Here is a 24479-nt window from a genome sequence, read left to right on the forward strand (position 1 = left end):
AAAAAGCACCCTCCCGGGTGCTTTTTTCATTCTGGCGCGACAATATGCTCGATACGTCACGAACCGAGAGTCCCATTGAATCGCCGCCCCATCGTTGATCCCGAAGTGCTGCCGGTCGAAGGCACCGGCGCCGGCCTGCCGTCCATCGATGCACGCCTGCTGACGCCGCCCGGGCTGCGCGAACGTTTCGCGCGCACGCTCGAATGGAACGTCGAGCCCGGCGAGGCTCGCCTGGTGGAAGGCGTCGATCCGCGCAGCGCCGCCGTCCTCATCCCGCTCGTGGTGCGCGAGAGCGGCCTCACGGTGCTGCTGACCCAGCGCGCCGATCACCTGAACGACCATGCCGGACAGATCAGCTTCCCCGGCGGCCGTCGCGAGTCGTACGATCGCGATGCGACGGCGACCGCGTTGCGCGAGGCGAAGGAAGAAATCGGACTGACGGCCGAGCGGGTGGAGATTCTCGGCGCGCTGCCCGACTACCTGACGGGTACCGGCTTCTGCGTGACGCCGGTCGTCGGGCTCGTGCATCCGCCGTTCACCGTGCAGGCCGATGCGTTCGAAGTCGCCGAGATTTTCGAGGTGCCGCTCGCGTTCCTGATGAGTCCCGCGAACCACCAGGTGCGCGTGTTCCGTTGGGAAGGCGGCGAGCGTCGTTTTTTTGCGATGCCCTATCCGAATGGCGAGTCGGCCGGGCATTACTTCATCTGGGGCGCAACTGCCGGCATGTTGCGCAATCTGTACCGCTTCTTGGCAGCCGGCTAGCATCCCGCCCGAGCGTGCCCACGCGGCCGGCTCGCGGGCCGTCGCGCCAGCAGCCATCCGTCGCTTACGCTGTGCTATCGTTATGCAAAAAATGACATAACTCGGAAGACGGCGCCACGCATGACTTTCTTTTCGGTTCTCCTCGCTCTCATCATCGAACAGGTCCGCGCGTTGTCGCCAAGCAATCCGGTGTTCGCGCTGTTCCAGTTTCATGCGGAAACCGTCGCGCATGGCCTCGACGCCGGCAAGCAAAAGCATGGCGTGCTCGCATGGCTCGCAGTCGTGCTGCCGTGGGTGTTGATCGTCGCGCTGATCTACTTCCTGCTGTACAAGGTGAGCTTCGTGCTCGCGTTCATCTGGAACGTCGTCGTCGTGTATTTCACGCTCGGCTTCCGCCAGTTCAGCCACTACTTCACCGATATCCATCTCGCGCTCAACAACGACGACGTGCCGCGCGCCCGCGAAATCCTGCATGAATGGACGGGCCTCGACACGGTCGACATGCCGGTCGGTGAAATCGTCCGCCATACGCTGATTCATGCGGTCGTTGCGTCGCATCGCCACGTGTTCGGCGTGTTCTTCTGGTATGTGCTGCCGATCGGTCCGGCAGGCGCCGTGCTGTATCGCATCTCCGAATATCTCGCGCGCAGCTGGTCGACGCCGGGCGACGATCGCACGGCCGCGTTCTCGACGTTCGCGCAGCGGGCGTTCTTCGTGATCGACTGGATTCCGTCGCGCTTGACCGCGCTCGGCTTCGCGATCGTCGGCAACTTCGAGGATGCGATCTACGCGTGGCGCAATCACACGCGGCAATGGCCCGACCCGAACGACGGCGTGCTGCTCGCGGCCGGTAGCGGCGCACTTGGCGCACGCCTCGCAGGGCCGCTCGCGGAACCGTCGAGCCTCGACGCGCTGGCGGTCGGCGACAGCGGTCCGTTGACGGTCGGCGACGATTGCACGCCGCGCACGCTGCAGTCGGCGGTCGGCCTGGTGTGGCGCGCCGTGATCCTGTGGATGATCCTGCTGTTGATGCTGACGCTGGCGGTCTGGGTATCGTGACGCGCTTGCGCGGCGCCCGATGAAATGACAAGGCCGGCTCGATGCCGGCCTTTTTGCTGTGCGTCGGTCAATCCGGTCAATCCGGTGATTCCGGTCAGTCGTCGAGCGGATCGCGCACGGCGCCGCATTGCCAGCAGGTGGTGAATTGCGCCTCGAGCGTCTCGCCGCACTGGCGGCAGCGCCATGGCGCGGCGCCGGCCGACGGGCCGTGCGATGCCGCATCGAGAAGCCGCCGCGCGAGCGCATCGTCGCGCTCGTCGTCGAGCCACAGCTCGGGCGCGCATGCGTCGGCGGGCAGGCCGCCGAGCGCACCGGGCGCATAGCAGTTGTGCAGCTCGCAACCGATGCCGGCCACCTGCAGCACGTTCGCCCAATGCTGCGCCGTGGCGAGGTCGGGGGCCTTGAAACGCATCGCGGCTCCTGTCGGTGAAGGCCGGGCCGGCGGCTGTCTGCCCGCCGTATGGTCAGCGGACGATCTGGCTCGCCTCGTGCACGAGCTGCGCGTAAAGCGCATGCCGCGACGGCGCAATGCGGCCGTCGGCCACGGCTTCGAGAATCGCGCAGCCGGGCTCGTGCAGATGATGACAATTATAGAAACGGCAGTCCGCGAGCAGCGGGCGGAATTCCGGAAACGCGCGCTCGAGACGCCCCTCCGTCAGGTGGTACAGGCCGAATTCCTGGAAGCCGGGCGAATCGATCAGCGCGCCGCCGCCTTCGAGCGGGTAGAGGCGCGTGAACGTCGTCGTGTGGCGGCCGCTGTTGAGCGCGGCCGAGATTTCACGGGTCGCGGCCTCGGCATCGGGCACGAGCAGGTTCACGAGCGTCGACTTGCCCATCCCGGACTGACCGAGCAGGATCGTCGAGTGCCCGGCCAGGTGCGGCATCAGCTGCGCGCGCGCATCGTCGGGCGAGCCCTTCACCGACAGTTCGAGCACGTCGTAGCCGAGCGCGCGGTAGGGCGCCAGGCGCTCGCGGGCCACCGGCAGCGCGGCTTCGACGTCGATCTTGTTCAGCACGACGAGGGGCTTCAGTTCGTTCGCTTCAGCCGCGATCAGCGCGCGGCCGAGCAGATCCTCGCTGAAATAGGGCTCGGTCGCGAGCACGATCAGCAACTGGTCGAGATTGGCTGCGAACAGCTTCGACTTGAACTGGTCGGAGCGGTACAGCAGGTTGCGCCGCTCGCCGATCTCGACGATCACGCCCTGGTCGGCCGATGCCTGTTCGTACACGACGCGGTCGCCGACCGCGATCTCGCTTTTCTTGCCGCGCGGGAAGCACTGCAGCATCGGGCCGCCGTCGTCGGGCGCGACGATGTAGTGGCGGCCGTGCGCCGCGATCACGCGGCCTTCGACACGCTGCGCGCCCGATGCGCGCGGGGCCGGCTTGCGGGAGGTCGGCCGGCTCATGCGTGCTGCATCAGGCGGTCGATCCGCTGCGACGCAGGCGGATGCGAGTAGTAGAAGGCCGTATAGACGGGGTCGGGCGTGAGCGTCGACGCGTTGTCTTCGTAGAGCTTCACGAGCGCGCTGACGAGATCCTGCGCGTCGGTCTGGCTGGCCGCGAACGCGTCCGCCTCGAATTCATGCTTGCGCGACGTGAGGCTGCTGAACGGCGTCGCGAAGAACAGGAACACGGGGATCGCGAGGAAGAACAGCACGAGCGCGGCGCCCGCGTTGCTCGAGTCGAGCGACGGCGTGACGCCGAGCCCCGTGTAGAACCACGTGCGCTGTGCGAGCCAGCCGAGCAGCGCGAGCAGCACGAGGCTCAGCACGAACGACACGAGCATCCGCTTCATCACGTGGCGGCGCTTGAAGTGGCCGAGTTCGTGCGCGAGCACGGCCTCGATTTCCTCGCCGGACAGCCGCGCGAGCAGCGTATCGAAGAACACGATCCGCTTCGATGCGCCGAAGCCCGTGAAGTACGCGTTGCCGTGCGCGGAACGGCGGCTGCCGTCCATCACGAACAGGCCCTTCGCCGCGAAGCCGCACCGTTTCATCAGCGACTCGATGCGCGCGCGCAGCGCTTCGTCCTTCAGCGGCTCGAACTTGTTGAAGATCGGCGCGATGAAGGTCGGGTAGATCAGCAGGACGAGCATCTGGAACGCGACCCAGACGATCCAGGTCCACAGCCACCACAGGCCGCCGGCCTGGTTCATCAGCCACAGCACGACGAATAGCAGCGGCAGGCCGAGCACCGCGCCGAGCAGCGTGTTTTTCAGCATGTCGGTGAAGAACAGGCGCTTGGTCATCCGGTTGAAGCCGAACCGCTGTTCGATTCCGAACTGGCGGTAATACTCGAACGGCACGTCGATCACGCCTGTGATCACGAGCACGGCGGCGACGAGCGCGACCTGCTGCCCGTAGCCGCGGCCGAACCAGCCCGTCAGCAGCGTGTCGAGCGCGCCGACGCCGCCGAGCAGCGTGAGGCCGACCAGCACGGCCGCGCTGACGACGATCTCGAGCATCGCCAGCCGCGTGCGCTCGACCGTGTAGTCGGCCGCGCGCTGGTGGGCGGTCAGCGGAATGGTGGCGCTGAACTGCGCGGGCACGCCGTTGCGGTGCGCGGCGACGAAGCGGATCTGCCGCGACGCGAGCCACAGCTTGGTGACGACCATCGCGAGCACGGCGACCGCGAACAGCAGGGTGAACGAAAAGGGTGACATCGAAGGCGCCAAAGGGTTCTATGCGAGAATTATATGTTCTTGCGGACCGGGCCCGCTTACGCGATGCCGCCCGCCGTCCGCCATTTTCCAGGATGACTCATGACCGATACCGCCGCTTCCGCCAGCCAGCCCGCGCTCGTGCGCAACGAGTTGAACCTCGTCTGGCTCGACATGGAGATGACGGGCCTCGACCCGGATAACGACCGCATCATCGAAATCGCGGTCGTCGTCACCAATTCCACCCTCGACATCGCGGTGGAAGGCCCCGTGTTCGCGATCCACCAGAGCGACGAAACGCTCGCGAAGATGGACGACTGGAACAAGTCGACGCACGGCCGTTCGGGGCTGATCGATCGCGTGCGCGCGTCGACCGTGACCGAGGCGGACGCCGCCGCGCAGCTGCAGGCGTTCCTCGCGCAGTACGTGTCGCCCGGCAAGTCGCCGATGTGCGGCAACTCGATCTGCCAGGATCGCCGCTTCATGGCGCGCTGGATGCCGGAATTCGAGCGGTTCTTCCACTACCGCAACCTGGACGTCAGCACGCTCAAGGAGCTGTGCCGCCGCTGGCAGCCCGCGATCTACAAGGGTTTTCAGAAGCGCGCGATGCACACGGCGCTCGCGGACATCCACGAGTCGATCGACGAGCTGAAGTACTACCGCCAACATTTCCTGATTCCGGCCGCGTCGGCGCCGGCAGGCGAGTCCGCACCGGCCGCCTGAGCGGGCCGGCACGCACCCGGCGCTCGCTACAGGCTCAGCGCCGCGCGCTCTTCGGCCGGAACGCCGCGACCACCGCGGCGTCGGTCTCGATGTACGGGCCGCCGATCAGGTCGATGCAGTAGGGCACCGCGGCGAAGATGCCGGGCACGGTCGACTTGCCGTCGGCGTCGCGCAGCCCTTCGAGCGTTTCCCGGATCGACTTCGGCTGGCCGGGCAGGTTGATGATCAGCGCCGCGTGGTCGGCCGTCTCGCGGATCACCGCGACCTGCCGCGACAGGATCGCGGTCGGCACGAAATTCAGGCTGATCTGCCGCATCTGTTCGCCGAATCCCGGCATTTCCTTCGTTGCCACGGCCAGCGTGGCTTCCGGCGTCACGTCGCGGCGCGCGGGGCCGGTGCCGCCGGTCGTCAGCACCAGATCGCAGCCGGCGATGTCGACGAGTTCGGTCAGCGTGGCGGAGATCGTCGGCGCGTCGTCCTGGATCAGGCGCGTTTCGGCGCGCCACGGCGACACCAGCGTGCCGGCGAGCCACTCCTGCAGCGCCGGAATGCCCTTGTCCTCGTAGACGCCCGTGCTCGCGCGGTCGCTGATCGACACGAGGCCGACCACGAGCTCGTCCGGGTGGTTACGCTTCGTCGTCATGGTCGTCCCCGGCCTCGTCGGCCGCTTCGTCATCCCCGCCTGGCGTGCCGCTTGCGGTCTTGATCCACTGGAACAGCTCGCGGAAATAGCGCGGCGGCTTGCCTTGCTGGGCTTCCTTGCGCGCGTTGCGGATCAGCGTGCGGCCTTCCTGGATGTCGGCGTCGGGGTGCTGGCGGAGGAATTCGGTCAGCGCGTCGTCGTTGGCGAGCAACTGGTCGCGCGTGCGCTCGATCCAGTGCAGGCGGGCCGTCGCGGCCTTGTTCACGCCGCGCTGCGCGTCGAGCGCGGTGCGCAGCGCGGCCGTCTCGTCGTCGGTCAGCGTGCGCATCACGCGGCCGACGTACTGGAGCTGGCGGCGCTTGCCTTCGTGATCGGTGATCCGGCGCGCTTCGCGGACGGCGTCCGACAGGCTTTCGGGCATCGGCATGCGTTTCAGCGCGTCTTTCGGCAGATCGACGAGCGCCTGGCCGAGCACCTGCAGCTCGTGCATTTCGCGCTTCAGTTGGGATTTGCTGGGGCGATCGTAGCCATTGTCGTCGACTTCGGCGGCATGCTCGATCGGCTGGATTCGGGTTTTGCGTGTCATGGGCGGCATTGTATCGCGGTGCGGACACCCCAAGCTTGTCTGTGCCCGGCGCCGGACCTTGCTATGATCGCGGGATACGTAACATTTTGACCATGCGGGCGCCCGCCCGCCACCGGATACCAAGACGACGATGGCAGCCAATCTCGACGTACAAGCGCGCTATTTCCCGCACACGCAGGACCAGCTCAAAGAAATTGCCTCCGACATCCTCCGCCATGCGAAGGCGCTCGGCGCGACGGACGCCGCCACCGAAATCTCCGAAGGCGACGGCCTGTCGGTGTCGGTGCGCCGCGGCGAGGTCGAGACGATCGAACACAACCGCGACAAGATGGTCGGCGTGACGGTGTTCATCGGCAAGAAGCGCGGCAACGCGAGCACGTCGGACTTCTCGCCGGCCGCGATCAAGGATACCGTCGCCGCCGCGTACAACATCGCGCGCTTCACGGCAGAGGACGACGCGGCCGGCCTCGCCGAGGCCGAGCTGCTCGAAACCGACCCGCGCGACCTCGACCTGTATCACCCGTGGGCGCTGTCGGCCGACGAGGCCGTCGAGCTCGCCCGCCGCGCGGAAGACGCCGCGTTCGCGGTCAGCCCGCAGATCCGCAACTCGGAAGGCGCGAGCGTGTCGGCGCAGCATTCGCAGTTCGTGCTCGCGACGTCGCGCGGCTTCCTCGCCGGCTATCCGTACTCGCGTCACTACATCGCCTGCGCGCCGATCGCGGGCAGCGGTCGCCACATGCAGCGCGACGACTGGTATTCGTCGAAGCGCAGCGCGGTCGATCTCGCGGCGCCGGAAGCCGTCGGGCGCTACGCGGCCGAGCGTGCGCTCGCGCGGATGGGCGCGCGCCGTCTCGACACCCGCAAGGTACCCGTGCTGTTCGAGGCGCCGCTCGCGGCCGGCCTGCTGGGCGCGTTCGTGCAGGCCGTCAGCGGCGGCGCGCTGTATCGCAAGACGTCGTTCCTCGTCGACAGCCTCGGCAAGCCGGTGTTCGCACCGCACGTCCAGGTCGTCGAGGATCCGCACGTGCCGCGCGCGATGGGCAGCGCACCGTTCGACGAGGAGGGCGTGCGCACGCGTGCGCGCAGCGTCGTCAAGGACGGCGTCGTCGAAGGCTACTTCCTGTCGACCTATTCGGCACGCAAGCTCGGCACGCAGACGACCGGCAACGCCGGCGGCTCGCACAACCTCGCGCTGCGCAGCTCGGACACGCAGCCGGGCGACGACTTCGACGCGATGCTGAAGAAGCTCGGCACGGGCCTGCTGCTGACCGAGCTGATGGGGCAGGGCGTGAACTACGTGACCGGCGACTATTCGCGCGGGGCGGCGGGCTTCTGGGTCGAGAACGGCGTGATCCAGTATCCGGTCGAGGAAATCACCGTCGCGAGCACGCTGCAGGAGATGTTCCGGCATATCGTCGCGATCGGCGCGGATTCGATCGTGCGCGGGACGAAGGAAACGGGCTCGGTGCTGATCGAGCAGATGACGATCGCCGGGCAGTAAGCGGCGCGGCATCGGCCGCCAGGAAACGCAAAAGCCCGACCGGCGCGAGTGAGCCGGTCGGGCTTTTTTATCGCGTGCCGCGTGTCGGTCAGTCGCGCTTGCGCGCGTAGACGACGAACGCATAGCCGAACGTGTTCGGCGCGGCGGCCTGATGCGGTTCGCGCGACACTTCGTGCCAATGCGCGGGATCCGGCGCCGGAAACGACGCATCGCCGTCGAAGTCTGCGTCGATCTCTGTGACGATCAGCTTGTCGGCGAGCGCGAGGCCTTCCGCATAGAGCTGCGCACCGCCGATCAGGAATGCTTCGGCCGCTCCGTCACGCGCGGCGAGCGCGAGCGCGTCGGCGAGCGACGTGACGGTGTCGCAGCCGTCGAAGCGGCGCGCTGCGTCGCGCGTGACGACGATGTTGCGGCGGCCCGGCAGCGGCCGGCCGATCGACTCGTGGGTCTTGCGGCCCATCACGATCGGCGCGCCCATCGTCGTGCGCTTGAAGAATGCGAGGTCTTCAGGAAGTTTCCAGGGCAACTGGTTGTCGCGGCCGATGATGCCGTTGCGGGCACGCGCGACGATCAGGGTCAACGTCGTCATGAAGGTCGGGGAAGAGGAGAACCGGAATGGCGCCGATTCTACCGGAACGGCGGCGCGCGCCGGCTTCGCGCGGATGCGCCGGCACATTCGCCGTGCCGGCGCGTATGCACTGCGGCGTTCGCATCGCGACGTCCAGAATAAAAAGAGTGCCCGCCGGGGGACGGACACAAAAACGGTTCGCATCGTTACGTCGACGACGCCGGGCGCGATCGTGATTGTCTGCCGCGCATCAATTCAATATGGATTCCTTGGCAATTTCGGGTGCGCGGTATCGCATGCATATCATTGCACCGTGCCGTTGCGGGCATGCCCTGCCATCGCATGCTGCACGTGGCCGGGCCGCGGCGCAGGGATTGGTATCGGCAACGGAGACCGCGGAGCGATTTCATCCCACAGCGTCACCGATGCCTTGTCGGCCGAATGCGGTTGCGGCACCGCTACGGGCACGATGCCAAAGCCGTTGTCCCGTTGCATGCTGGGTGCACTGCCGACGAGCAGCGCTGCATGTGCGGGCGTCACGCATTCGTCTGCACGTATCGACATGAACGGGAGCGCGCCGGAGAGCGCAAACGTTGTCTGCAGGAAAGAAAGCAAAATGAGTTTGCGCATGGTCGCGTGCTCCCGATCTGTGATGAATTCAGCGAAATGCATGCCATCGCGCCGCAAGCGTTATCGCGCCTGCGACTCAGGAGCGCGCGTTGTGAATCGCGATCGAAAGTGCCGGAAAATGTTTCAGGCTTGAAACGATGGGGCTTGGGAATACTGCGGATTCAATCGATACGCTGCAAGGATGAAAATCGGCGCGTGTGTCGATGCAGGTACGGGTCGCTGCGCAAGTGTTCTGTGCAGATGATTGATGAACGTCGACCGCTGAGCGATTCGGCCGCTCGCCCATTCGCGCTGCAATCCGTTTGTCGTATTCAGCGCCTATAACTCAATAAGCTGTGTTGATCAAAAAATAACTGGACGCGAGATAAGCGCCATCATGCGAGGCTCTGTCGTTGCCGCGCATCGGCATGGCGAATCGAGCGGCTTCGGCTGACCCGGTTCGATCCTTTTGCACGTGACTTCGCACGTGCGGCAATCGTTAGACGGTTGATGAACGGGGTGGGTATATGGGAGCCGAGCAGCGGCATGTGATCTATTTCTCGCGCGAGCCGAACGACGCGTTGCGCGGGCATTTCGATGAATGCGGATGGTGTGTCGATCTCGCGGAAAGCGCACGCGACTTGCGGCGTGTCGTGCAGCACGGCGTGGCATCCGCTGGCCTGCTCGATTTCTCGCCGGGTTTCAGGCCCGCAGATCTGCGCGAACTCGAAGCGTGTCTGAGCATCCAGCACATCGGCTGGATCGCGGCGACCCGGCGTGGCCAGTTGCAGGACGCCACGTTGCGCCATCTCATCCGTGACTATTGCTTCGACTACGTGACGATGCCGTACGAGACGTCGCGCATCGTCGAGACCGTCGGCCACGCGCACGGCATGATCGCGCTGACCGACCCGGTGGCGTCGCCGGTCGGCGCCGGGCGTACCGAAGGCGAGATGGTCGGCACCTGCGATGCGATGCTCGGCCTTTTCAGGACGATCCGGCGCGTCGCGACCACCGATGCGCCGGTGTTCATCTCCGGTGAATCGGGTACCGGCAAGGAGCTGACGGCCGTCGCGATTCACGAGCGCTCGGCGCGCGCGCACGCGCCGTTCGTCGCGATCAACTGCGGTGCGATTCCGTCGACGCTGCTGCAAGCCGAACTGTTCGGCTATGAGCGCGGTGCGTTTACGGGCGCGAACCAGCGCAAGATCGGCCGCGTCGAGGCTGCCAACGGCGGCACGCTGTTTCTCGACGAAATCGGCGACCTGCCGCTCGAGAGCCAGGCGAGCCTCCTGCGGTTCCTGCAGGAAGGCAAGATCGAGCGGCTCGGCGCGCATGTATCGGTGCCGGTCGACGTGCGCGTGATCTGCGCGACGCATGTGGACATGGAAACGGCGCTGCGCGAAGGGCGGTTCCGCGAGGATCTGTTCCATCGTCTGTGCGTGCTGAAGATCGAGGAGCCGCCGCTACGCGCGCGCGGCAAGGACATCGAGGTGCTCGCCCGCCACATGCTCGAGCGTTTCAAGGGCGATGCGCATCGTCGCTTGCGCGGCTTCTCCCCGGACGCGATCGCCGCGCTGTACGGCTATTCGTGGCCGGGCAACGTGCGCGAGCTGATCAATCGCGTGCGCCGCGCGATCGTGATGTCGGAGGGCCGGATGATTACCGCAGCCGATCTCGAGCTCCACGAATTCGCGATACTGGCGCCCGTCTCGCTCACCGAGGCGCGGGAAGCGGCCGAGCGGCAGGCGATCGAGCAGGCGCTGCTGCGTCATCGCGGCCGTTTTGCCGATGCGGCGCGTGAGCTGGGGGTGTCGCGCGTCACGCTGTACAGGCTGATGTGCGCGCATGGCATGCGCGATCGCGGCGACACGCTGGCAGGGTTTTCGGCGCCGGCGCCGGAGGTTCCGCGTCACGCTTGCTAAAATTGGCGGGTGACGGCCGCCCTCGCGGCCGAAGGAACCCGCATGAAACAGTACCTCGACCTCGTTCGCACCATCCTCGACACCGGCACCTGGCAGGAGAACCGCACGGGCATCCGCACCATCAGCATGCCCGGTGCGATGCTGCGGTTCGACCTGCAGCAGGGCTTCCCGGCCGTGACGACCAAGAAGCTGGCGTTCAAGTCCGCGATCGGCGAACTGGTCGGTTTCCTGCGCGCGTCGCGCAGCGCGGCCGAGTTCCGCGCGCTCGGCTGCAAGGTGTGGGATGCGAACGCGAACGACAACGCGCAGTGGCTCGCGAACCCGTACCGCCAGGGCGTCGATGACCTGGGCGACGTGTACGGCGTGCAATGGCGCCAGTGGCCCGGCTACAAGGTGCTCGACGCGGGCGCCGACGCGCAGATCGCCGACGCGACGCGCCGCGGTTTCCGGATCGTCACGCGCTTCGACGAGGACGGTGCGCCGAAGGTGCTGCTGTACAAGGCGATCGATCAGCTGCGCCAGTGTCTCGATACGATCATGGAGAACCCGGCCGACCGTCGCATCCTGTTTCACGCATGGAATCCGGCCGTGCTCGACCAGATCGCGCTGCCCGCGTGCCATCTGCTGTACCAGTTCCTGCCGAACGTCACGAAGCGCGAGATTTCGCTGTGCCTGTACATCCGCAGCAACGATGTCGGCCTCGGCACGCCGTTCAACCTGACGGAAGGCGCCGCGCTGCTGGCGCTCGTCGGCCGGCTGACGGGCTACACGCCGCGCTGGTTCACGTATTTCATCGGGGATGCGCACATCTACGAGAACCAGCTCGACATGCTGCAGCAGCAGCTCACGCGCGAGCCGTACGAGAGCCCGCGGCTCGAGATCGCCGAACGCGTGCCCGATTACGCGAAGACGGGCGTGTATGCACCCGAATGGCTCGAGCAGATCGAGCCGTCCGATTTCTCGCTCGTCGGCTACCGGCACCATGAGCCGTTGACCGCGCCGATGGCGGTCTGAGCACCGGCGGTCGCCGGCGGCGCGGGTGACGCGACCCGCATCAGGCACGATGTCGAAGGCCCGAACGGCACCTGCCGGCTCGGGCCTTTCTGTTTCATCGGGCGACGGTCACTGATGGCGTCGTTCGTCGTGGCCGCCGGGCGGCGGGTTGCTCGGGCGCGGCGCCTCGACGTGGGGCGCCGGTTGCGGCCGCGGTTCCATATGCGGTGCGGGCATCGACGGGCGGGGTTCCATGTGCGGCGCCGGCATCGACTGCCGTGGCTCCATGTGCGGTGCGGGCATCGACGGTCGCGGCTCCATGTGCGGCGCGGGCATCGACGGTCGCGGCTCCATCCGCGGGGCCTGCGGCTGCGGTCGAGGGATGTCATGCGCCGCGGGCGCGGGCGGCCGGTACTCGTTCACGTGCGGCGGTGCGACTTCGCGGTGCGGTGCCGGTTGCGCGAAGTCGGGGCGCGGCTGCGGCGCCGGCGCAGCGCGCTCCGGACGCGGCTGCGCTGGCTGGGCCGGTGTCGGGAAATCGGGGCGCGGATGCGGCTGCGGAATCTGCGCGGTCGTGTCGGGCCGCGGTTGCGGCCGCGCGCGCGGCGCTTCCTGATGGCCGCCGGGTTGGATTCCGGGCGTGCCGTCCGGATGCGGGACCGCCGCCGCGCTGCGCACGGGCGGCAGCGCATTCTGGCCCGCCGCGTGGAGGGCGCTCGGCGGCGTCGGGCGCTGACGCTCCATCGGCGTGTGCGGCTGCATCCAGACCGGGGCGGGCGCCGCGGCTGCATGCGCGTTGTCGTGCCGGGTCGGCTCGTTGCCGGCCGTCGGCGGGTGCGGGACGCCATTACCCGGGCTCAAGGCCTGATGCGGAGCCGAATTGCCCGGCGCTGGTGGCATCGCGCCGTTGGCGAAGCGCGGCGCATTGGGGGCTTGGGCGTTCATCGGTCGCGCGCCATTTGGCACGACCGGCGTCGGCGCGCCCGGCCGGGCCGCCTGTGTGAGCGCAGGCTGGCCTTCGCGCGGCGCGTGCGCCGGCTGCACGACGGGGCCGTGCGGATTCACGAGCTGCACGTTGCGCATCGCCCACGCACCGGCTTTCGGATTGCCCGGAATACGGACCGGGCGAGCCGTATAGTCGGCCGGCACGCTGGTTCTCGCGATCGGCGCGCCCGCGCCCGGCACGTGTGCGCCCTGCCGGGCGAGATGGACGGCCGCCTGATCGCGATACGCGGCCGGCACCGCCGGATTGCGCGTCGCGACGAACGGGTGCTGTCCGACCGCCGCCGGCGGCCGGTAGCTGGCCGTGCGCAATCCGCCGTTCAAGCTTTGGCGTACCGGCGCAATGCCGGGCGTGCCCGGCATCACGTGCGCGTTGCGCCACTGTTGCGGATCGACGTGCTGCGAGAAGTGCGCGACCGGCTGGCCGTGCACGAATGCGGACGCCGGCACGGCCGTGATCGCGTGCGGCGCGCGGAAGTTCACGTACGTCTTGTTGATGTTCGTGATGTTGGTGATGTTCGTCACGTTCACGGTCTTGTTCACCGTGACGTTGTTCACCACGATGTTCCGGTTCACGCGTTCGTAGTAATGCGGGCTCCAGCCGCCCCAGCCGGGATGCCACGCTTCGCCCGGGCCGAGTGCGAACCATGCGCAGCCGGCTGCGGCGACGCCGCCCACCGTCAGCGCGACGCTCCAGTCGGGACCGCTGCCGCCGCCCACGAACGCGACCAGCGCGGGTGCATAGGCGGGCGGCTGGCTGACGGCCACCGGGCCGGGCACCCACGCCCAGCTGTCGTCCACATGGGCCCAGCGGCCGTAGTGGTACGGCGCGAAGCCCCACGGTGCGTCGTCGACCCAGGTCCAGCCCCACGGCGCCTGCCAGATCCAGTGACCGTCGTGATACGGCGCCCAGTCGGCCGGCGTGTCGTTCGGCACCCAGACCGCACCGTAGTTCGGGGTCTCGCGCCACGTCCCGTTCGCGTCGAGATCCTGGTAGCCGGGAATGTCGCGCGACACGTAGCGGGCCGATACCGAGCGCTGCTCGGCCGCATCGCGGCTGGCGGCCCACTGGTCGAGCGCGTCGGGGGCCGGCGCGGCCGATTGCTGCGCGACCTGCAGGTCGGTGCCGGTGAACACGACCTGCTGGCCGGGCGACAGCGGATACTGCCCGTTGCTGCCGTACACGGTCGCGCTGCCGCTGCGCACGGTGACCGTCGTGCTCGCACCGTTCGGCGCGACATCGACGCGATAGTCGCCGGGGCCCGTGAGGCCGAGCGCGAGATTGGGCGTATCGATTTCGTACGACCCGCCGGGCGGCAGGTCGCGCACGTGCGTCGAGACGGTGCCGAGGCCGACCTTCAGTTGCGTCGTGGTGTCGTCGAGGTTCAGAACCGACAGGCTCGTCGATTCGCCGAGTCGCACAGCGGTCGAGCCGATGTGCAGCTCGGAGCGCGCGCCGGCGTCGTTCCACAGCTGGTCGCCCGTCGTCAGCGGCCGGTTCACGGCGGCGTATGACCATGTATCGCTGCCGGCCGGCTCCGTCGTCACGGCGCCCGACATGTAGTTGAGCCGGGCGACGCGGCTCGGCGGATCGCCGCCCGGTTGCCGGGCGGCGGCCGCGTACGGCGCGGCCTGTGTCGCTTGCGCGAATGCGGAAGGCAGGGTCGCCAGCGCGGCGAACGCGAGCAGGGTGCAGCGGGCGGTTCGCTTGAGCGTGAACAGGGGAGCCATGTTGAGCGTCTTCGTCGTTATTGCGGCGCGTCGATTCGTGCCGTCGAGTTCACGATATCCGCTCGGCCTGTTTCCGTGCTCGGTGTTTTGTAAGTCGAATGGCACGCGATGTAACAAAACCTGTCCGTCGCGCGCCGTTGTCGTCCGGTCGCAATCCGCGTGTCAAGCGGACGTAAGCCAGTTGTCGAAAACCTGCCGTCCGGGCACGGTGACGCGCAGCACGCGCGGCCGCGCCGTGCGTTCGATCCAGCCGTGCGCGCAGAAGCTGTCGAGCAGGGCCGCGCCCAGCGCGCCGCCGAGATGCGCACGCCGTTCGCTCCAGTCGAGGCAGCCGCATGCGAAGCGGCGCCGGCGCGTGCGCTGCTGCGCGACGTCGATGCCCCAGCGCGCGAGGGCTTGCGTGCCGAGCTCGGTGGTCTCGATCGCATCGCCGTCCGCGTGCAGCCAGCCGCGCGCGGTGAGCCCGTCGAAGATGCGGACCGCGAGTTCGCCGGCCATGTGGTCGTAGCAGGTGCGCGCGTAGCGCAGCTCGGCCGGCACCGTGCGGGCCGGCGGCGGCACGGGACGGTTCGGCGCGGCCGCCCGGGCCACGTTCGCGAGCGCTTCGAGCGACGCCGCGATGTCGGCCGACGCGAGCCGGTAATAGCGGTGCCGGCCGCGCACGTCGAGCGCGAGCAGGCCGCCTTCGGTCAGGCGCGCGAGGTGCGCGCTCGCCGCGGACGGCGACAGCCCCGCGATCATCGTCAGTTCGCCGGCCGGCCGCGCGCTGCCGTCCATCAGCACCCATAGCATCGCGGCGCGTCCCGGATCGGCGAGCAGTGCGCCGATCCGGCTCAGGCCCGGAAAGTGGTGGTCGTCTTGATCGGTCATCGTCGTTTCTCGTCAGGCGCAATGACAGCAGTGTAGGCGCTGCGCACATTCGATGTTTCGCGTCCGGATGAAATGTCGGATGCGGCGGGGCGCCCAGCCGCGGTCGCCGGCCGCGCACGCGTAGAATGGCCGGACGCGGCGGCAGTGGGCCGCCGGATGCGACACGATGCAACGATGAAGACGATTTTCTGCCTGTTGGCGGCCGCGTTAGTATGCGCGGCCTGTGCGCAGGGTGGCGCGGGCGCCGCCGGCGAGCGGGGCGGCAGCCTCGAGATGTACGGGACGATCGATCAGGGAATCACGGTGCGCCGCTGACGGGCGCCGGTTTCCTGTTCCGATGCCGGGTCGACGTGCGGGTGCGCGTGCGGTCGCGACCGAGCGGCGGCCCAGCCACGGGTTGCCGCAGTGCAACGTATAATGCGCCGATTGCAGTACCCCGCCGCCTGGAGCTACCACGATGTCCCCACAGTCCCCCGTACCGGCCGCCCTGGACCGCACCGAAACCGTATTCCGCTTCCTCGCCGAGCCGTCGTCCGTGAACTTTGGCGGCAAGGTGCACGGCGGCGCGCTGATGAAGTGGATCGACGAGGTCGCGTATGCGTGCGCGGCAGTCTGGTCGAGCCGCTATTGCGTGACGGTCAGCGTCGGCAACATCCGCTTCCAGCGTCCGATCCTCGTCGGCAACCTGGTCGAGCTGAAGGCGCGCGTCGTCGCGACGGGCCGCACCAGCATGCACATCCATGTGTCCGTGCATGCCGGCGATCCGAAGGGGGGCGTGCTGCGTCAGACGACCGACTGTCTCGTCGTTTTCGTCGCGGTCGACGAGAACGGCAACCCAGTGCCGGTGCCGCCGTTCGTGCCCGAGACCGACGAGCAGAAGATCCTCGCGAAATATGCGGCCGACGTGCGCGCCGCGCTCGACAAGATCGTCGAGATGAAGCCCGAGGAAGTGGCGAAGGGCACCGTCTGACGGTAACGGGCGCAGCGTTCGCGCCGCGCCCGTCGCGTCATCGCGTCACACCCGCGATTATCGCGATCCGATCATCTCTTCGGGTCGCACCCACGCATCGAATTCCGCCTCGGTCAGGTAGCCGAGCGCGAGCGCGGCGGCCTTCAGCGTCGTGCCTTCCTTGTGCGCCTTCTTCGCGATCTGCGCGGCCTTGTCGTAGCCGATGTGCGGATTGAGCGCCGTCACGAGCATCAGCGATTCGTTCAGCAGCAGGTCGATGCGCGCGCGGTTCGGCTCGATGCCCGCCGCGCAGTGATCGTTGAAGCTTTGCGCGCCGTCGGCGAGCAGCCGCACCGACTGCAGCACGTTGTGCGCGATCATCGGGCGGAACACGTTCAGCTCGAAGTTGCCGCTGGCGCCGCCGACGTTCACGGCGACGTCGTTGCCGAACACCTGGCAGCACAGCATCGTCACGGCTTCCGACTGCGTCGGATTCACCTTGCCCGGCATGATCGAGCTGCCCGGCTCGTTTTCCGGAATCGACAGTTCGCCGAGGCCGCAGCGCGGCCCGCTCGCGAGCCAGCGCACGTCGTTGGCAATCTTCATCAGGCCGGCCGCGACCGTCTTCAGCGCGCCGTGCGCGAACACCAGCGCGTCGGCGGCGGCCATCACCTCGAACTTGCTCGGCGCGGTCACGAACGGCAGCTTCGTCAGCCGGCCGATCTCGTCGGCGACACGCACCGCGAACTCCGGATGCGCGTTCAGCCCGGTGCCGACCGCGGTGCCGCCGAGCGCGAGCTCGTACAGGTGCGGCAGTGCCGACTCGACGTGCCGCACGCTCTGGTCGAGTTGCGCGACATAGCCGGAAAATTCCTGCCCGAGCGTAAGCGGCGTCGCGTCCTGAAGGTGCGTGCGGCCGATCTTCACGATGTCGGCGAAGGCCTTCGACTTCGCGTCGAGCGTCGTGCGCAGCGTGCGCAGCGCGGGCAGCAGGTGGTTGACGATCGCGTACGCGGCCGCGACGTGCATCGCGGTCGGGAACACGTCGTTCGACGACTGGCCGCGGTTCACGTCGTCGTTCGGATGGACCTTGCGCGCTTCGCCGCGCTCGCCGCCGAGCAGCTCGCTCGCCCGGTTCGCGATCACCTCGTTGAGGTTCATGTTGGTCTGCGTGCCGGATCCCGTCTGCCACACGGCGAGCGGGAATTCGCGCGGGTGCTTGCCCGCGATGATCTCGTCGGCCGCGTCGATGATCGCGCGCGCCTTGTCGTCGGCCAGCACGCCGAGCGACTGGTTCACGGCGGCCGCGGCGCGCTTGACGATCGCGAGCGCGTGGATCAGCTCGGGCGACTGCTTCTCGGTCGAGATCCGGAAATTCTGCAGCGAGCGCTCGGTCTGCGCGCCCCAGAGCCGGTCGGCCGGCACGGCGATCTCGCCGAATGTGTCGCGTTCCATCCGAACTGCTTCGTTCATGATGCACTCCTCTTGGGAAGGGGAAAGGCCGCGCGTCGCGCGGCGTCGGGCGTATCGTGAGGCAGGCGCGCCGCTGGCGCGGCGTCTTGGGTCTTCAGCCGACAAGCATAGCGCCGGCCGCGAATTCGCGTCGTGTCGCGCTCAGCGCGCCGACGCGATGAGCGACGCGGTCTTCATGTGAAACCGACAGGCCATCAGCACGGCGACGCTGGCGAGGCCGGCCGCGAGCCCCCACCACAGGCCGCGTGCGCCGAGGCCCGCGTGGAACGCGAGCCAGTAACCGGTCGGGAAGCCGATGCCCCAGTAGCCGAGGGTGGCCGCGAGCATCGGGATGCGCGTATCCCGCAGCCCGCGCAGCGCGCCCGACGCGACCGTCTGCATCCCGTCCACGATCTGGAACACCGCGGCGATGCCGAGCAGCGACGCGGCAAGCGATACGGTCGCCGCGTTGGCCGGGTCGTCGAGGTGCAGGTACAGGCCGACGATCGCATGCGGCGCGACGATCAGCACGAGCCCCGACAGCGACATGAATGCGACGCCGAGGCCGAGCGCGACGAAGCCCGCGTGCCGCGCGGCGACCGGCTCGCCGGCGCCGACCCAGTAGCCGACCCGTACGTTCGCGGCCTGGCCGATCGCGAGCGGCACCATGAACGCGAGCGATGCGACGTTCAGCGCGATCTGGTGCGCGGCGAGCGACGTCGCGCCAAGCACGCCGACGGTCAGGCCCGTCGCCAGAAACAGCGTCGATTCGACCCCGTACGTGATCGCGACCGGCCAGCCGATGCCGATCAGCTCGCCCATCATGGGCAGTTTCGGGCGGGCGGCGGTCACGAAATGGCGGAACCGCTCGCGGCCGTGCAGCAGCCAGATCAGCGCGAGCGCGGTCAGCCAGATCGTGATGGTCGTCGCGACAGCGGAGCCGAGGAAGCCGAGCCGCGGCAAGCCGAATGCGCCGTGGATCAGCCCGTAGTTCAGCACGGCGTTGACACCGACACCGCCGATCGACACCCACAGCAGCCGCCGCGCGGCGCCGATCGCGGGGAGAAAGGCGCGCATCAGCCCGACGCCGATCAGGCTGCCGAGCGCCGCGAACCGCAGGATGCCGGTGTATTCGCCGACGTGATGCGCGAGCGTCGGCGGCTCGTGGAACATCAGCAGGATCGGCTCCGACAGCGACAGCGCGACGATCGCCGGAATCGCGAGCAGCAACGACAGTACGAAGCCGGTCCAGTAGATGTGCGGCACGCGGTGCTCCGCCTGCGCGCCGCGCGCATGCGCGACGCTCACGCTGACCGACGACAGCACGCCTTGCAGCACGGTCACGATGACGAAGAAGTAGTTCGCGCCGAGGCCGCCCGCCGCGAGCGAATCGGGGCCGAGCGAGCCGAGCAGCACCGTGTCGGTGACGCTCATCGCCATCTGCGAGAGCTGTGCGATCGCGAGCGGCGCGGCGAGGCGCGCGGTATCGGCGGCATGACTGGACAGGGAGGGCGGCGCGGCGGCCGTCCGCGTAAGACCGGAATGCGACATGGAATGGGCGCTCGCGCGGGTGCGGGCCCGCGCTGTCTGTATTTATTTTGAGAGACAGCTAGCTTACGGCTTTATTCGAACGGTGTCGAACGCGCGCGCTGATGGCCATGCCACGGTCAGGGGAACGGCTATGCGTCGTGCACCGCGATCCGCGTATCGCCGAACAGCACCACCTGGCCCGCGCGGATCTTGCAGGTCTTGCGCAGCTCGACCACGCCGTCGACTTTCACCGCGCCGGACGCGACGAACATCTTCGCGGTGCCGCCGCTGTCGGCGAGACCGGTGATCTTGAGAAGGTTGTGCAGTTCGACGTAGTCGCCGGTCAGCGTGAAATCCAGATTGGGCATGACGAAGGAGGCGCGCGATGCGCGGGAGGAATCGCTCCGCATCATACGGCACCGCGGCCCGGCGCGCGAGCGCGGACATCCGGGCCGGTTCGTACGGGTTCGCGTGCAGTTGTTAAGGACTGTGAGCGATTCGTCAGCAAATGAAACGGTGGGTAACAGTCTGAGAGATTCGAGAACCGGCCGGGCGGCGCGCGGGTCTTCTGTCGTACCTGCTGCGTGTTGCGGCAGGGGACGCGACGGAGCGTATCGATGTGCTCCGCGCCCACAACTTCTCGAGGAGGATAGTCATGTCCAAGATTCGTACGATGCTGATCGGTGCCGCGCTGACGGCGTTCGCAACTTCGGCCGCATTCGCGCAGACGGGCGTCGCAACGCAGGGTACCGCAGGCGCCGGCGTGCAGACGCAGACCCCGGCAGCAGGGGCCGGCGCCGGCGCGGGCATGCAGGGTGGTGCCGGCACGAATGCGTCGGGCGGCGCGGTCGGTGGCGCGACCGATGCGGTCGGTGCGGCAGCCGACGGCGCGAAGGATACGGCGGCGTCGTCGGTCCATTCGACCAAGAAGCACGCGAAGCATGCGACGAAGTCGGCCAAGCACCAAGCCCGCTCGACGAAGTCGAAGGTCGGCGACGAGGCGGTCGAAGGCGGTGCGTCGACGGGTGTGCAGGGCGGTGCATCGGCCGCGGGCGGCACGCAGTAAGCGGCGCCCGCCCGTCACGATGTTCGTCCCGGACGGCGCGTCGTGACGGCGATCGAACGGCGGCCCGGTTCGCTTCGCGCGAACCGGGCCGTTCTTCATGCGTGCGGGCCGATCGTCATGGCCGGCGCTGTTCCGGCCCCGGCCCGTGCGCCGGTCGTGCGGCGGCCGGCGCGAACACGCCGCGCAGCCACGCGGCGAGCCGCGCGAATACGTCGTACGGTTCCTCGATGAAGATCTCGGGCTTCAGGAGCCGCAGGTATTCCATGATCTGCTGCGCTTCCTGTTTCTGGAACGAACCGTGCGCGAGCCCGAGCCGCAGCAGGCCGCGCAATTCGCCGAGCTTGTCGCGCGCGGCGCTGCCGACGCTCATCTCGCACGCGAGCTTGGCCTCGTAGATGCGCTGGCGCAGCGATTCCGCGAGCCGCCACGCGGGCGTCTGCATCATTTCCTCGAGCGCCTGGATGTCGTGCACCGCACTCTTGATCTGCGCGGCGAGCGGATCGATCAGCGACGCGTCGCCCTGCGCTTCGGCGACGATCGCCTTGGCCCAGTCGCGGCACGCCTTCGCGAGCTCGTCGGGGGTCCACTCGGCGCGCGACGCGAAGCCGAAGCCGAATTCGGCGGCCTGCCGCATCAGGATCGCGACGACGTCCGGGAATTCCTTGTCGAGCGTGCGCTTCGCCCACGCGTACTGGCCGCCTTCGAGCATCCGCTGCACGGCATGCTCGGTCAGCGGCACCATGTTGTCGAGCAGCTTGGCGCGCAGGAAATCCTCGAACGACGGCGTCGCGAACTGCGGGTCGAGTTTCAGCGATACGCGTACGAACGCGTCGTAGTCCTTGCGCAAGGACGCAAGCGTGTCGTCCTTGAGGGAAAGGGTGATCTGGCCCATGAATCGTCTCGATGGCGGCCCGCGCGTGTCGGCGCCCGGCGTCGTGCACCGGTACGGGCGCAGCGTCGACGGACCGTTCGCGCCGAGGCTGTGGCGGGTCTTCATCCCCTATATCGGCGCGCCGGACGAAAACTTGAGCGCGGCCGGCAACTCCGCTCAGGCCGGCAGCCAGTGCGGCATCACGATCCCTTGCCAGAAGAAGAACACCGCGAGCCCGACGGCGATCGTCACGAGCGGCCGGCGCGTCGTCGCCGACACCAGCACCGCGGCGAGTGCGCCGACGAGCTGCGGATTGCGCCAGGTCAGCTCGGCCGTGCCGCTGTGCGGAGAGACGGTCATCGGCACGATGATCGCGGTCAGCACGGTGACGGGCACGAAGCCGAGCGCGGTCCGCACGAGCGGCGGGAAGGTCAGCCGCTCGCCGAACAGGAACAACGTCGTCCGGATCGCATAGGTGATCGCGGCCATCCCGAGGATCAGCAGCGCGTAGCTCACGAGGCGGCCTCCGTGCGTGAACCGGTGCGCGAGCGCTCGTGCCGCAGCGTGAGCGCGACACCGACCGCGACGCCGGCGGCGACCGCGCCCAGCAACCCGAGCTTGTACGGCCAGCCCTGCCAGAAGTAGGCGAGCGTGCCGGCTGTCGCGGCGGCAGCGAAATAGCGCAGCTTGCCGAGCTGCGGGACGACGATCGCGATGAAGGTCGCCGCCATCGCGAAATCGAGGCCGAGCGACTGGAGGCCCGGGAAGGCCGCGCCGAAGCCGATGCCCGCGAGCGTCCAGACCTGCCAGTTCAGGTACATCGCGAGGCCCGAACCGAAGAAGTAGTGGGGGCCGATCGCGCCGGGCGGGAAGTGCCGGTAGTGCGAGTAGGCGACGGCGAACACCTCGTCGGTCAGCAGCGCGCCGAGCGTCGCGCGCCAGCGCAGCGGCAGGTGCGCGACGTACGGCGCGAGCGTCGCGCTGTACAGCAGGTGACGCAGGTTCACGATCAGCGTCGTCGCGAGCACGACGACGAAGCTCGCGCTGCCGGCGATCAGGCCGAGTGCGATGAACTGCGCGGAGCCCGCGAACACCGCGAGCGACATCAGCGCGCCGTGCCAGGCGGCGAGCGGCCCGCCGGCGACGAGCGTGCCGAAGATCACGCCGAACGGCGCCGCGCCGATCATCATCGGGATCGTGTCGCGCGCGCCGTCGAGCCATTCGTTGAATGGACTGCGCGGCGGGGGCGACGGTGTGGATGGGGGATTCAAGGGACGCTTCTCCATGACGGGGAGGATAGCGGGCCGATGCCGTGGCGGCTTGTATGTTCTTGCGCCCGCGGGGGCCGGCGGCGCAATCCGCGTGCCGGTTGCAGCGGGTGGTCGATGCAGGGAGGGGTGTGGGCGCGTCAGCGCGCCTGCCAGCGTCCGGGCGGTACGCCGAACATCCGTTTGAAATGTCGCGTGAAGTGACTCTGGTCGACGAAGCCGCTGGCCGCGGCGACCTCTGCAATCGACACGCCCGCGCGCAACGGTGCGAGCGCACGCTGCAGCCGCAACTGATTGCGCCACGCATGCGGCGGCATCCCGGTCGTGCGGGTGAACAGCCGCGCTGCATGAAACGGCGACAGGCCGGCGGCCTGCGCGACGTCGCCGAGCGTGACCGGGCACGTGAGATCGGCGGCGAGCCGTTCGCGCATCACCTCGACGCGCGGCTCGTCGGCCGCGAGCGCCGCAGGCTGCAGCCGCGCGTCGGCATGGCGCGCGATCAGTGTCGACAGCGCGTCGAGCATCGCCGTTTCGGCGGCGAGGGGATCGTAGAGGCGCGGTGCACCCGCTGCCGGAGCGCCGGCCGTCGGAGCGTCATCGGCCGGCTGGTCGTGCGAGTGGGCGGACGGTATGCGTTCGCTGCCGGCCTCCATCATCCGGTGGGCCAGCGCGAGCCGCGCCGCGAGATCGGGGTCGCGGATCACGTCGGACGGAAACCACGGCGCATCCTGCGGCCGACCGGCGATCGTGCTGGCGAGCGCGCGAATGTAGTCGACCGGCACGTAGCTCACGCGATAGCACCAGCCTTCGTCGGTCGCGCGCGAGCCTGTGTGCACTTCGCCGGGATTGATCACGGGCACCGTGCCGGTTTCGGCGACATGGCCGCTGCCGCGACACGTGTAGCGCTCCGCACCTTCGAGGATCACCGGAATCGTATAGGCGTCGTGCCAGTGCGGCGCGAATGCGTGGTTGCGATAGGTGGCCGTGAGCAGATCCGCATCCGGCAGCAGCGGCGTGCGCCAGTAGCGTGCGGCGTCGGGAAGGCGGGTGGCGGACATGATCGGGCGCGGAGCGGTCGAATGGGTAAGTGTAGCGCTCGCGCACCCGGCAGGCGCGCGCTTACTTGACCGGAATCGTCGTGCCGGCCGGCATCGGCACCGCGGTGACGGCGTTCTTCGGGCTGCCGCTGACGATGCGATCGCTGTAGGTCAGGTAGACGAGCGTGTTGCGCTTCTTGTCGACGACGCGCACGACATGCAGCGTCTTGAAGATGAACGACATCCGCTCGCTGAACACGTCGGTCTGCTGCTTGAGCGGCTCCTTGAAGCTGAGCGGGCCGACTTGCCGGCACGCGATCGACGCTTCGCTCGGATCCTCCGCGACGCCGAGCGAGCCCTTGATCCCGCCGGTGCGCGCCCGCGACACGTAGCAGGTGACGCCGGTCACGAGCGGATCGTCGTACGCTTCGACGACCACGCGGTCGGAGCCCGTCACGCGGAAATGGGTGTTGACGCTGCCGACTTCCTCCGCGTGCGCGAGCGGCGCGGCGGCAAAGGCCGAGAGGAAGAGGGTGAACGGCAAGGCGGAAAGGAGGCGGTGCTTCATCGACGGAACCGGATGCGAATGCGGGATAAAGACTCTAGCATGCGCGGCGGTGAGCGACGGGCGCCGGAAAAACAAAAGGCCCGTCGAATGACGGGCCTTTCGCTGTC

The 24479-nt window shown here is 68.3% G+C and carries 26 protein-coding genes; 9 read left to right on the top strand and 17 right to left on the bottom strand.

All coding sequences use genetic code 11. The features are described from left to right. Positions 1-75: 75 nt before the first annotated feature. Positions 76-762 (top strand): CoA pyrophosphatase, encoded by a 687-nt coding sequence (locus ACP26O_RS04995; RefSeq protein ID WP_011656299.1) that lies wholly within the window; start codon positions 76-78, stop codon positions 760-762. A 120-nt stretch (positions 763-882) separates the two neighbouring features. Beyond that, positions 883-1821: a CobD/CbiB family protein gene (locus tag ACP26O_RS05000; protein WP_011656300.1), complete on the top strand. Its 939-nt coding sequence runs from the start codon at positions 883-885 to the stop codon at positions 1819-1821. Positions 1822-1915: 94 nt separating this feature from the next. Here ACP26O_RS05000 and ACP26O_RS05005 read toward each other — a convergent pair whose 3' ends face one another. The 3 genes from ACP26O_RS05005 to ACP26O_RS05015 are packed head-to-tail and all read right to left on the bottom strand — an operon-like array spanning position 1916 to position 4483. Then, positions 1916-2233 carry a hypothetical protein gene (locus tag ACP26O_RS05005; protein ID WP_012363366.1) on the bottom strand — a complete coding sequence of 106 codons (318 nt, stop codon included), beginning with the start codon at positions 2231-2233 and terminating at the stop codon, positions 1916-1918. A gap of 52 nt (positions 2234-2285) precedes the next feature. Then, positions 2286-3227, bottom strand: coding sequence for a ribosome small subunit-dependent GTPase A (rsgA, locus tag ACP26O_RS05010; RefSeq protein ID WP_012363367.1), 942 nt, complete (start codon positions 3225-3227; stop codon positions 2286-2288). After that, positions 3224-4483 (bottom strand): M48 family metallopeptidase, encoded by a 1260-nt coding sequence (locus tag ACP26O_RS05015; protein ID WP_175664056.1) that lies wholly within the window; start codon positions 4481-4483, stop codon positions 3224-3226. The genes rsgA and ACP26O_RS05015 overlap by 4 nt, the downstream gene beginning before the upstream one ends. Before the next feature lie 99 nt (positions 4484-4582). Between ACP26O_RS05015 and orn the strand changes: the two genes are divergently transcribed. Beyond that, entirely contained in the window at positions 4583-5203 is a 621-nt protein-coding gene (orn, locus tag ACP26O_RS05020; protein ID WP_011656304.1) for an oligoribonuclease, read from the top strand. Positions 5204-5237: 34 nt separating this feature from the next. Here the strand turns inward: orn and mog are convergent, their stop codons facing one another. Both mog and yjgA read right to left on the bottom strand, forming a co-directional pair. Then, a complete protein-coding gene (gene mog / locus ACP26O_RS05025) occupies positions 5238-5846 on the bottom strand; it encodes a molybdopterin adenylyltransferase (RefSeq protein WP_105833462.1) in 609 nt (202 codons plus the stop codon). After that, positions 5830-6432 carry a ribosome biogenesis factor YjgA gene (yjgA, locus tag ACP26O_RS05030; protein ID WP_012363370.1) on the bottom strand — a complete coding sequence of 201 codons (603 nt, stop codon included), beginning with the start codon at positions 6430-6432 and terminating at the stop codon, positions 5830-5832. Before yjgA ends, mog begins: the two co-directional genes overlap by 17 nt. 130 nt (positions 6433-6562) lie before the next feature. Here yjgA and pmbA point away from each other — a divergent pair, with 130 nt between their 5' ends. After that, positions 6563-7933, top strand: a complete 1371-nt coding sequence (pmbA, locus tag ACP26O_RS05035; protein WP_011656307.1) for a metalloprotease PmbA — start codon at positions 6563-6565, stop codon at positions 7931-7933. Between the two features lie 88 nt (positions 7934-8021). On the opposite strand, the gene ACP26O_RS05040 is transcribed toward pmbA, so the two are convergent. Both ACP26O_RS05040 and ACP26O_RS05045 read right to left on the bottom strand, forming a co-directional pair. Then, on the bottom strand, positions 8022-8522 hold the full coding sequence (locus ACP26O_RS05040) for a dihydrofolate reductase (protein WP_006753184.1): 501 nt from the start codon (positions 8520-8522) through the stop codon (positions 8022-8024). Positions 8523-8804: 282 nt separating this feature from the next. Continuing rightward, entirely contained in the window at positions 8805-9173 is a 369-nt protein-coding gene (locus ACP26O_RS05045) for a hypothetical protein (RefSeq protein ID WP_425100705.1), read from the bottom strand. Between the two features lie 464 nt (positions 9174-9637). Between ACP26O_RS05045 and ACP26O_RS05050 the strand changes: the two genes are divergently transcribed. Together ACP26O_RS05050 and ACP26O_RS05055 are read left to right on the top strand one after the other, a co-directional pair. After that, positions 9638-11035: a sigma-54 dependent transcriptional regulator gene (locus tag ACP26O_RS05050; protein WP_012363373.1), complete on the top strand. Its 1398-nt coding sequence runs from the start codon at positions 9638-9640 to the stop codon at positions 11033-11035. 42 nt (positions 11036-11077) lie between these two features. Then, on the top strand, positions 11078-12049 hold the full coding sequence (locus ACP26O_RS05055) for a thymidylate synthase (protein WP_126227378.1): 972 nt from the start codon (positions 11078-11080) through the stop codon (positions 12047-12049). 108 nt (positions 12050-12157) lie between these two features. On the opposite strand, the gene ACP26O_RS05060 is transcribed toward ACP26O_RS05055, so the two are convergent. Both ACP26O_RS05060 and ACP26O_RS05065 read right to left on the bottom strand, forming a co-directional pair. Next, positions 12158-14761 carry a DUF6600 domain-containing protein gene (locus tag ACP26O_RS05060; RefSeq protein WP_175664053.1) on the bottom strand — a complete coding sequence of 868 codons (2604 nt, stop codon included), beginning with the start codon at positions 14759-14761 and terminating at the stop codon, positions 12158-12160. Positions 14762-14923: 162 nt separating this feature from the next. Next, on the bottom strand, positions 14924-15631 hold the full coding sequence (locus tag ACP26O_RS05065; RefSeq protein ID WP_175664052.1) for an ArsR/SmtB family transcription factor: 708 nt from the start codon (positions 15629-15631) through the stop codon (positions 14924-14926). A gap of 174 nt (positions 15632-15805) precedes the next feature. Here ACP26O_RS05065 and ACP26O_RS05070 point away from each other — a divergent pair, with 174 nt between their 5' ends. Together ACP26O_RS05070 and ACP26O_RS05075 are read left to right on the top strand one after the other, a co-directional pair. Further along, on the top strand, positions 15806-15946 hold the full coding sequence (locus ACP26O_RS05070) for a hypothetical protein (RefSeq protein ID WP_006753078.1): 141 nt from the start codon (positions 15806-15808) through the stop codon (positions 15944-15946). 142 nt (positions 15947-16088) lie between these two features. Continuing rightward, entirely contained in the window at positions 16089-16601 is a 513-nt protein-coding gene (locus ACP26O_RS05075; protein WP_011656315.1) for an acyl-CoA thioesterase, read from the top strand. 57 nt (positions 16602-16658) lie between these two features. On the opposite strand, the gene fumC is transcribed toward ACP26O_RS05075, so the two are convergent. From fumC to ACP26O_RS05090, 3 genes are all read right to left on the bottom strand, one after another. Then, complete coding sequence (gene fumC / locus ACP26O_RS05080; RefSeq protein ID WP_175664051.1) at positions 16659-18053, bottom strand: class II fumarate hydratase; 1395 nt, start codon at positions 18051-18053, stop codon at positions 16659-16661. Positions 18054-18194: 141 nt separating this feature from the next. After that, a complete protein-coding gene (norM, locus tag ACP26O_RS05085; protein ID WP_011656317.1) occupies positions 18195-19583 on the bottom strand; it encodes a multidrug efflux MATE transporter NorM in 1389 nt (462 codons plus the stop codon). A gap of 128 nt (positions 19584-19711) precedes the next feature. Continuing rightward, a complete protein-coding gene (locus ACP26O_RS05090) occupies positions 19712-19930 on the bottom strand; it encodes an RNA-binding S4 domain-containing protein (protein ID WP_175664050.1) in 219 nt (72 codons plus the stop codon). Between the two features lie 287 nt (positions 19931-20217). Here ACP26O_RS05090 and ACP26O_RS05095 point away from each other — a divergent pair, with 287 nt between their 5' ends. After that, positions 20218-20628: a hypothetical protein gene (locus tag ACP26O_RS05095; protein WP_175664049.1), complete on the top strand. Its 411-nt coding sequence runs from the start codon at positions 20218-20220 to the stop codon at positions 20626-20628. A gap of 115 nt (positions 20629-20743) precedes the next feature. On the opposite strand, the gene ACP26O_RS05100 is transcribed toward ACP26O_RS05095, so the two are convergent. From ACP26O_RS05100 to ACP26O_RS05120, 5 genes are all read right to left on the bottom strand, one after another. Then, positions 20744-21520: a DUF4088 family protein gene (locus tag ACP26O_RS05100; RefSeq protein ID WP_126228792.1), complete on the bottom strand. Its 777-nt coding sequence runs from the start codon at positions 21518-21520 to the stop codon at positions 20744-20746. A gap of 156 nt (positions 21521-21676) precedes the next feature. Next, positions 21677-22015 carry an AzlD domain-containing protein gene (locus tag ACP26O_RS05105; protein WP_175664048.1) on the bottom strand — a complete coding sequence of 113 codons (339 nt, stop codon included), beginning with the start codon at positions 22013-22015 and terminating at the stop codon, positions 21677-21679. Next, a complete protein-coding gene (locus tag ACP26O_RS05110) occupies positions 22012-22785 on the bottom strand; it encodes an AzlC family ABC transporter permease (RefSeq protein ID WP_175664047.1) in 774 nt (257 codons plus the stop codon). Before ACP26O_RS05110 ends, ACP26O_RS05105 begins: the two co-directional genes overlap by 4 nt. Before the next feature lie 122 nt (positions 22786-22907). Further along, positions 22908-23825 (bottom strand): AraC family transcriptional regulator, encoded by a 918-nt coding sequence (locus tag ACP26O_RS05115; RefSeq protein WP_105833434.1) that lies wholly within the window; start codon positions 23823-23825, stop codon positions 22908-22910. A gap of 61 nt (positions 23826-23886) precedes the next feature. Continuing rightward, positions 23887-24372 carry a CreA family protein gene (locus tag ACP26O_RS05120; RefSeq protein WP_175664046.1) on the bottom strand — a complete coding sequence of 162 codons (486 nt, stop codon included), beginning with the start codon at positions 24370-24372 and terminating at the stop codon, positions 23887-23889. Positions 24373-24479: the final 107 nt, after the last annotated feature.

The sequence above is a fragment of the Burkholderia sp. R-40 genome, from assembly GCF_049942845.1.
In the GTDB taxonomy this organism is placed as follows: domain Bacteria; phylum Pseudomonadota; class Gammaproteobacteria; order Burkholderiales; family Burkholderiaceae; genus Burkholderia; species Burkholderia ambifaria.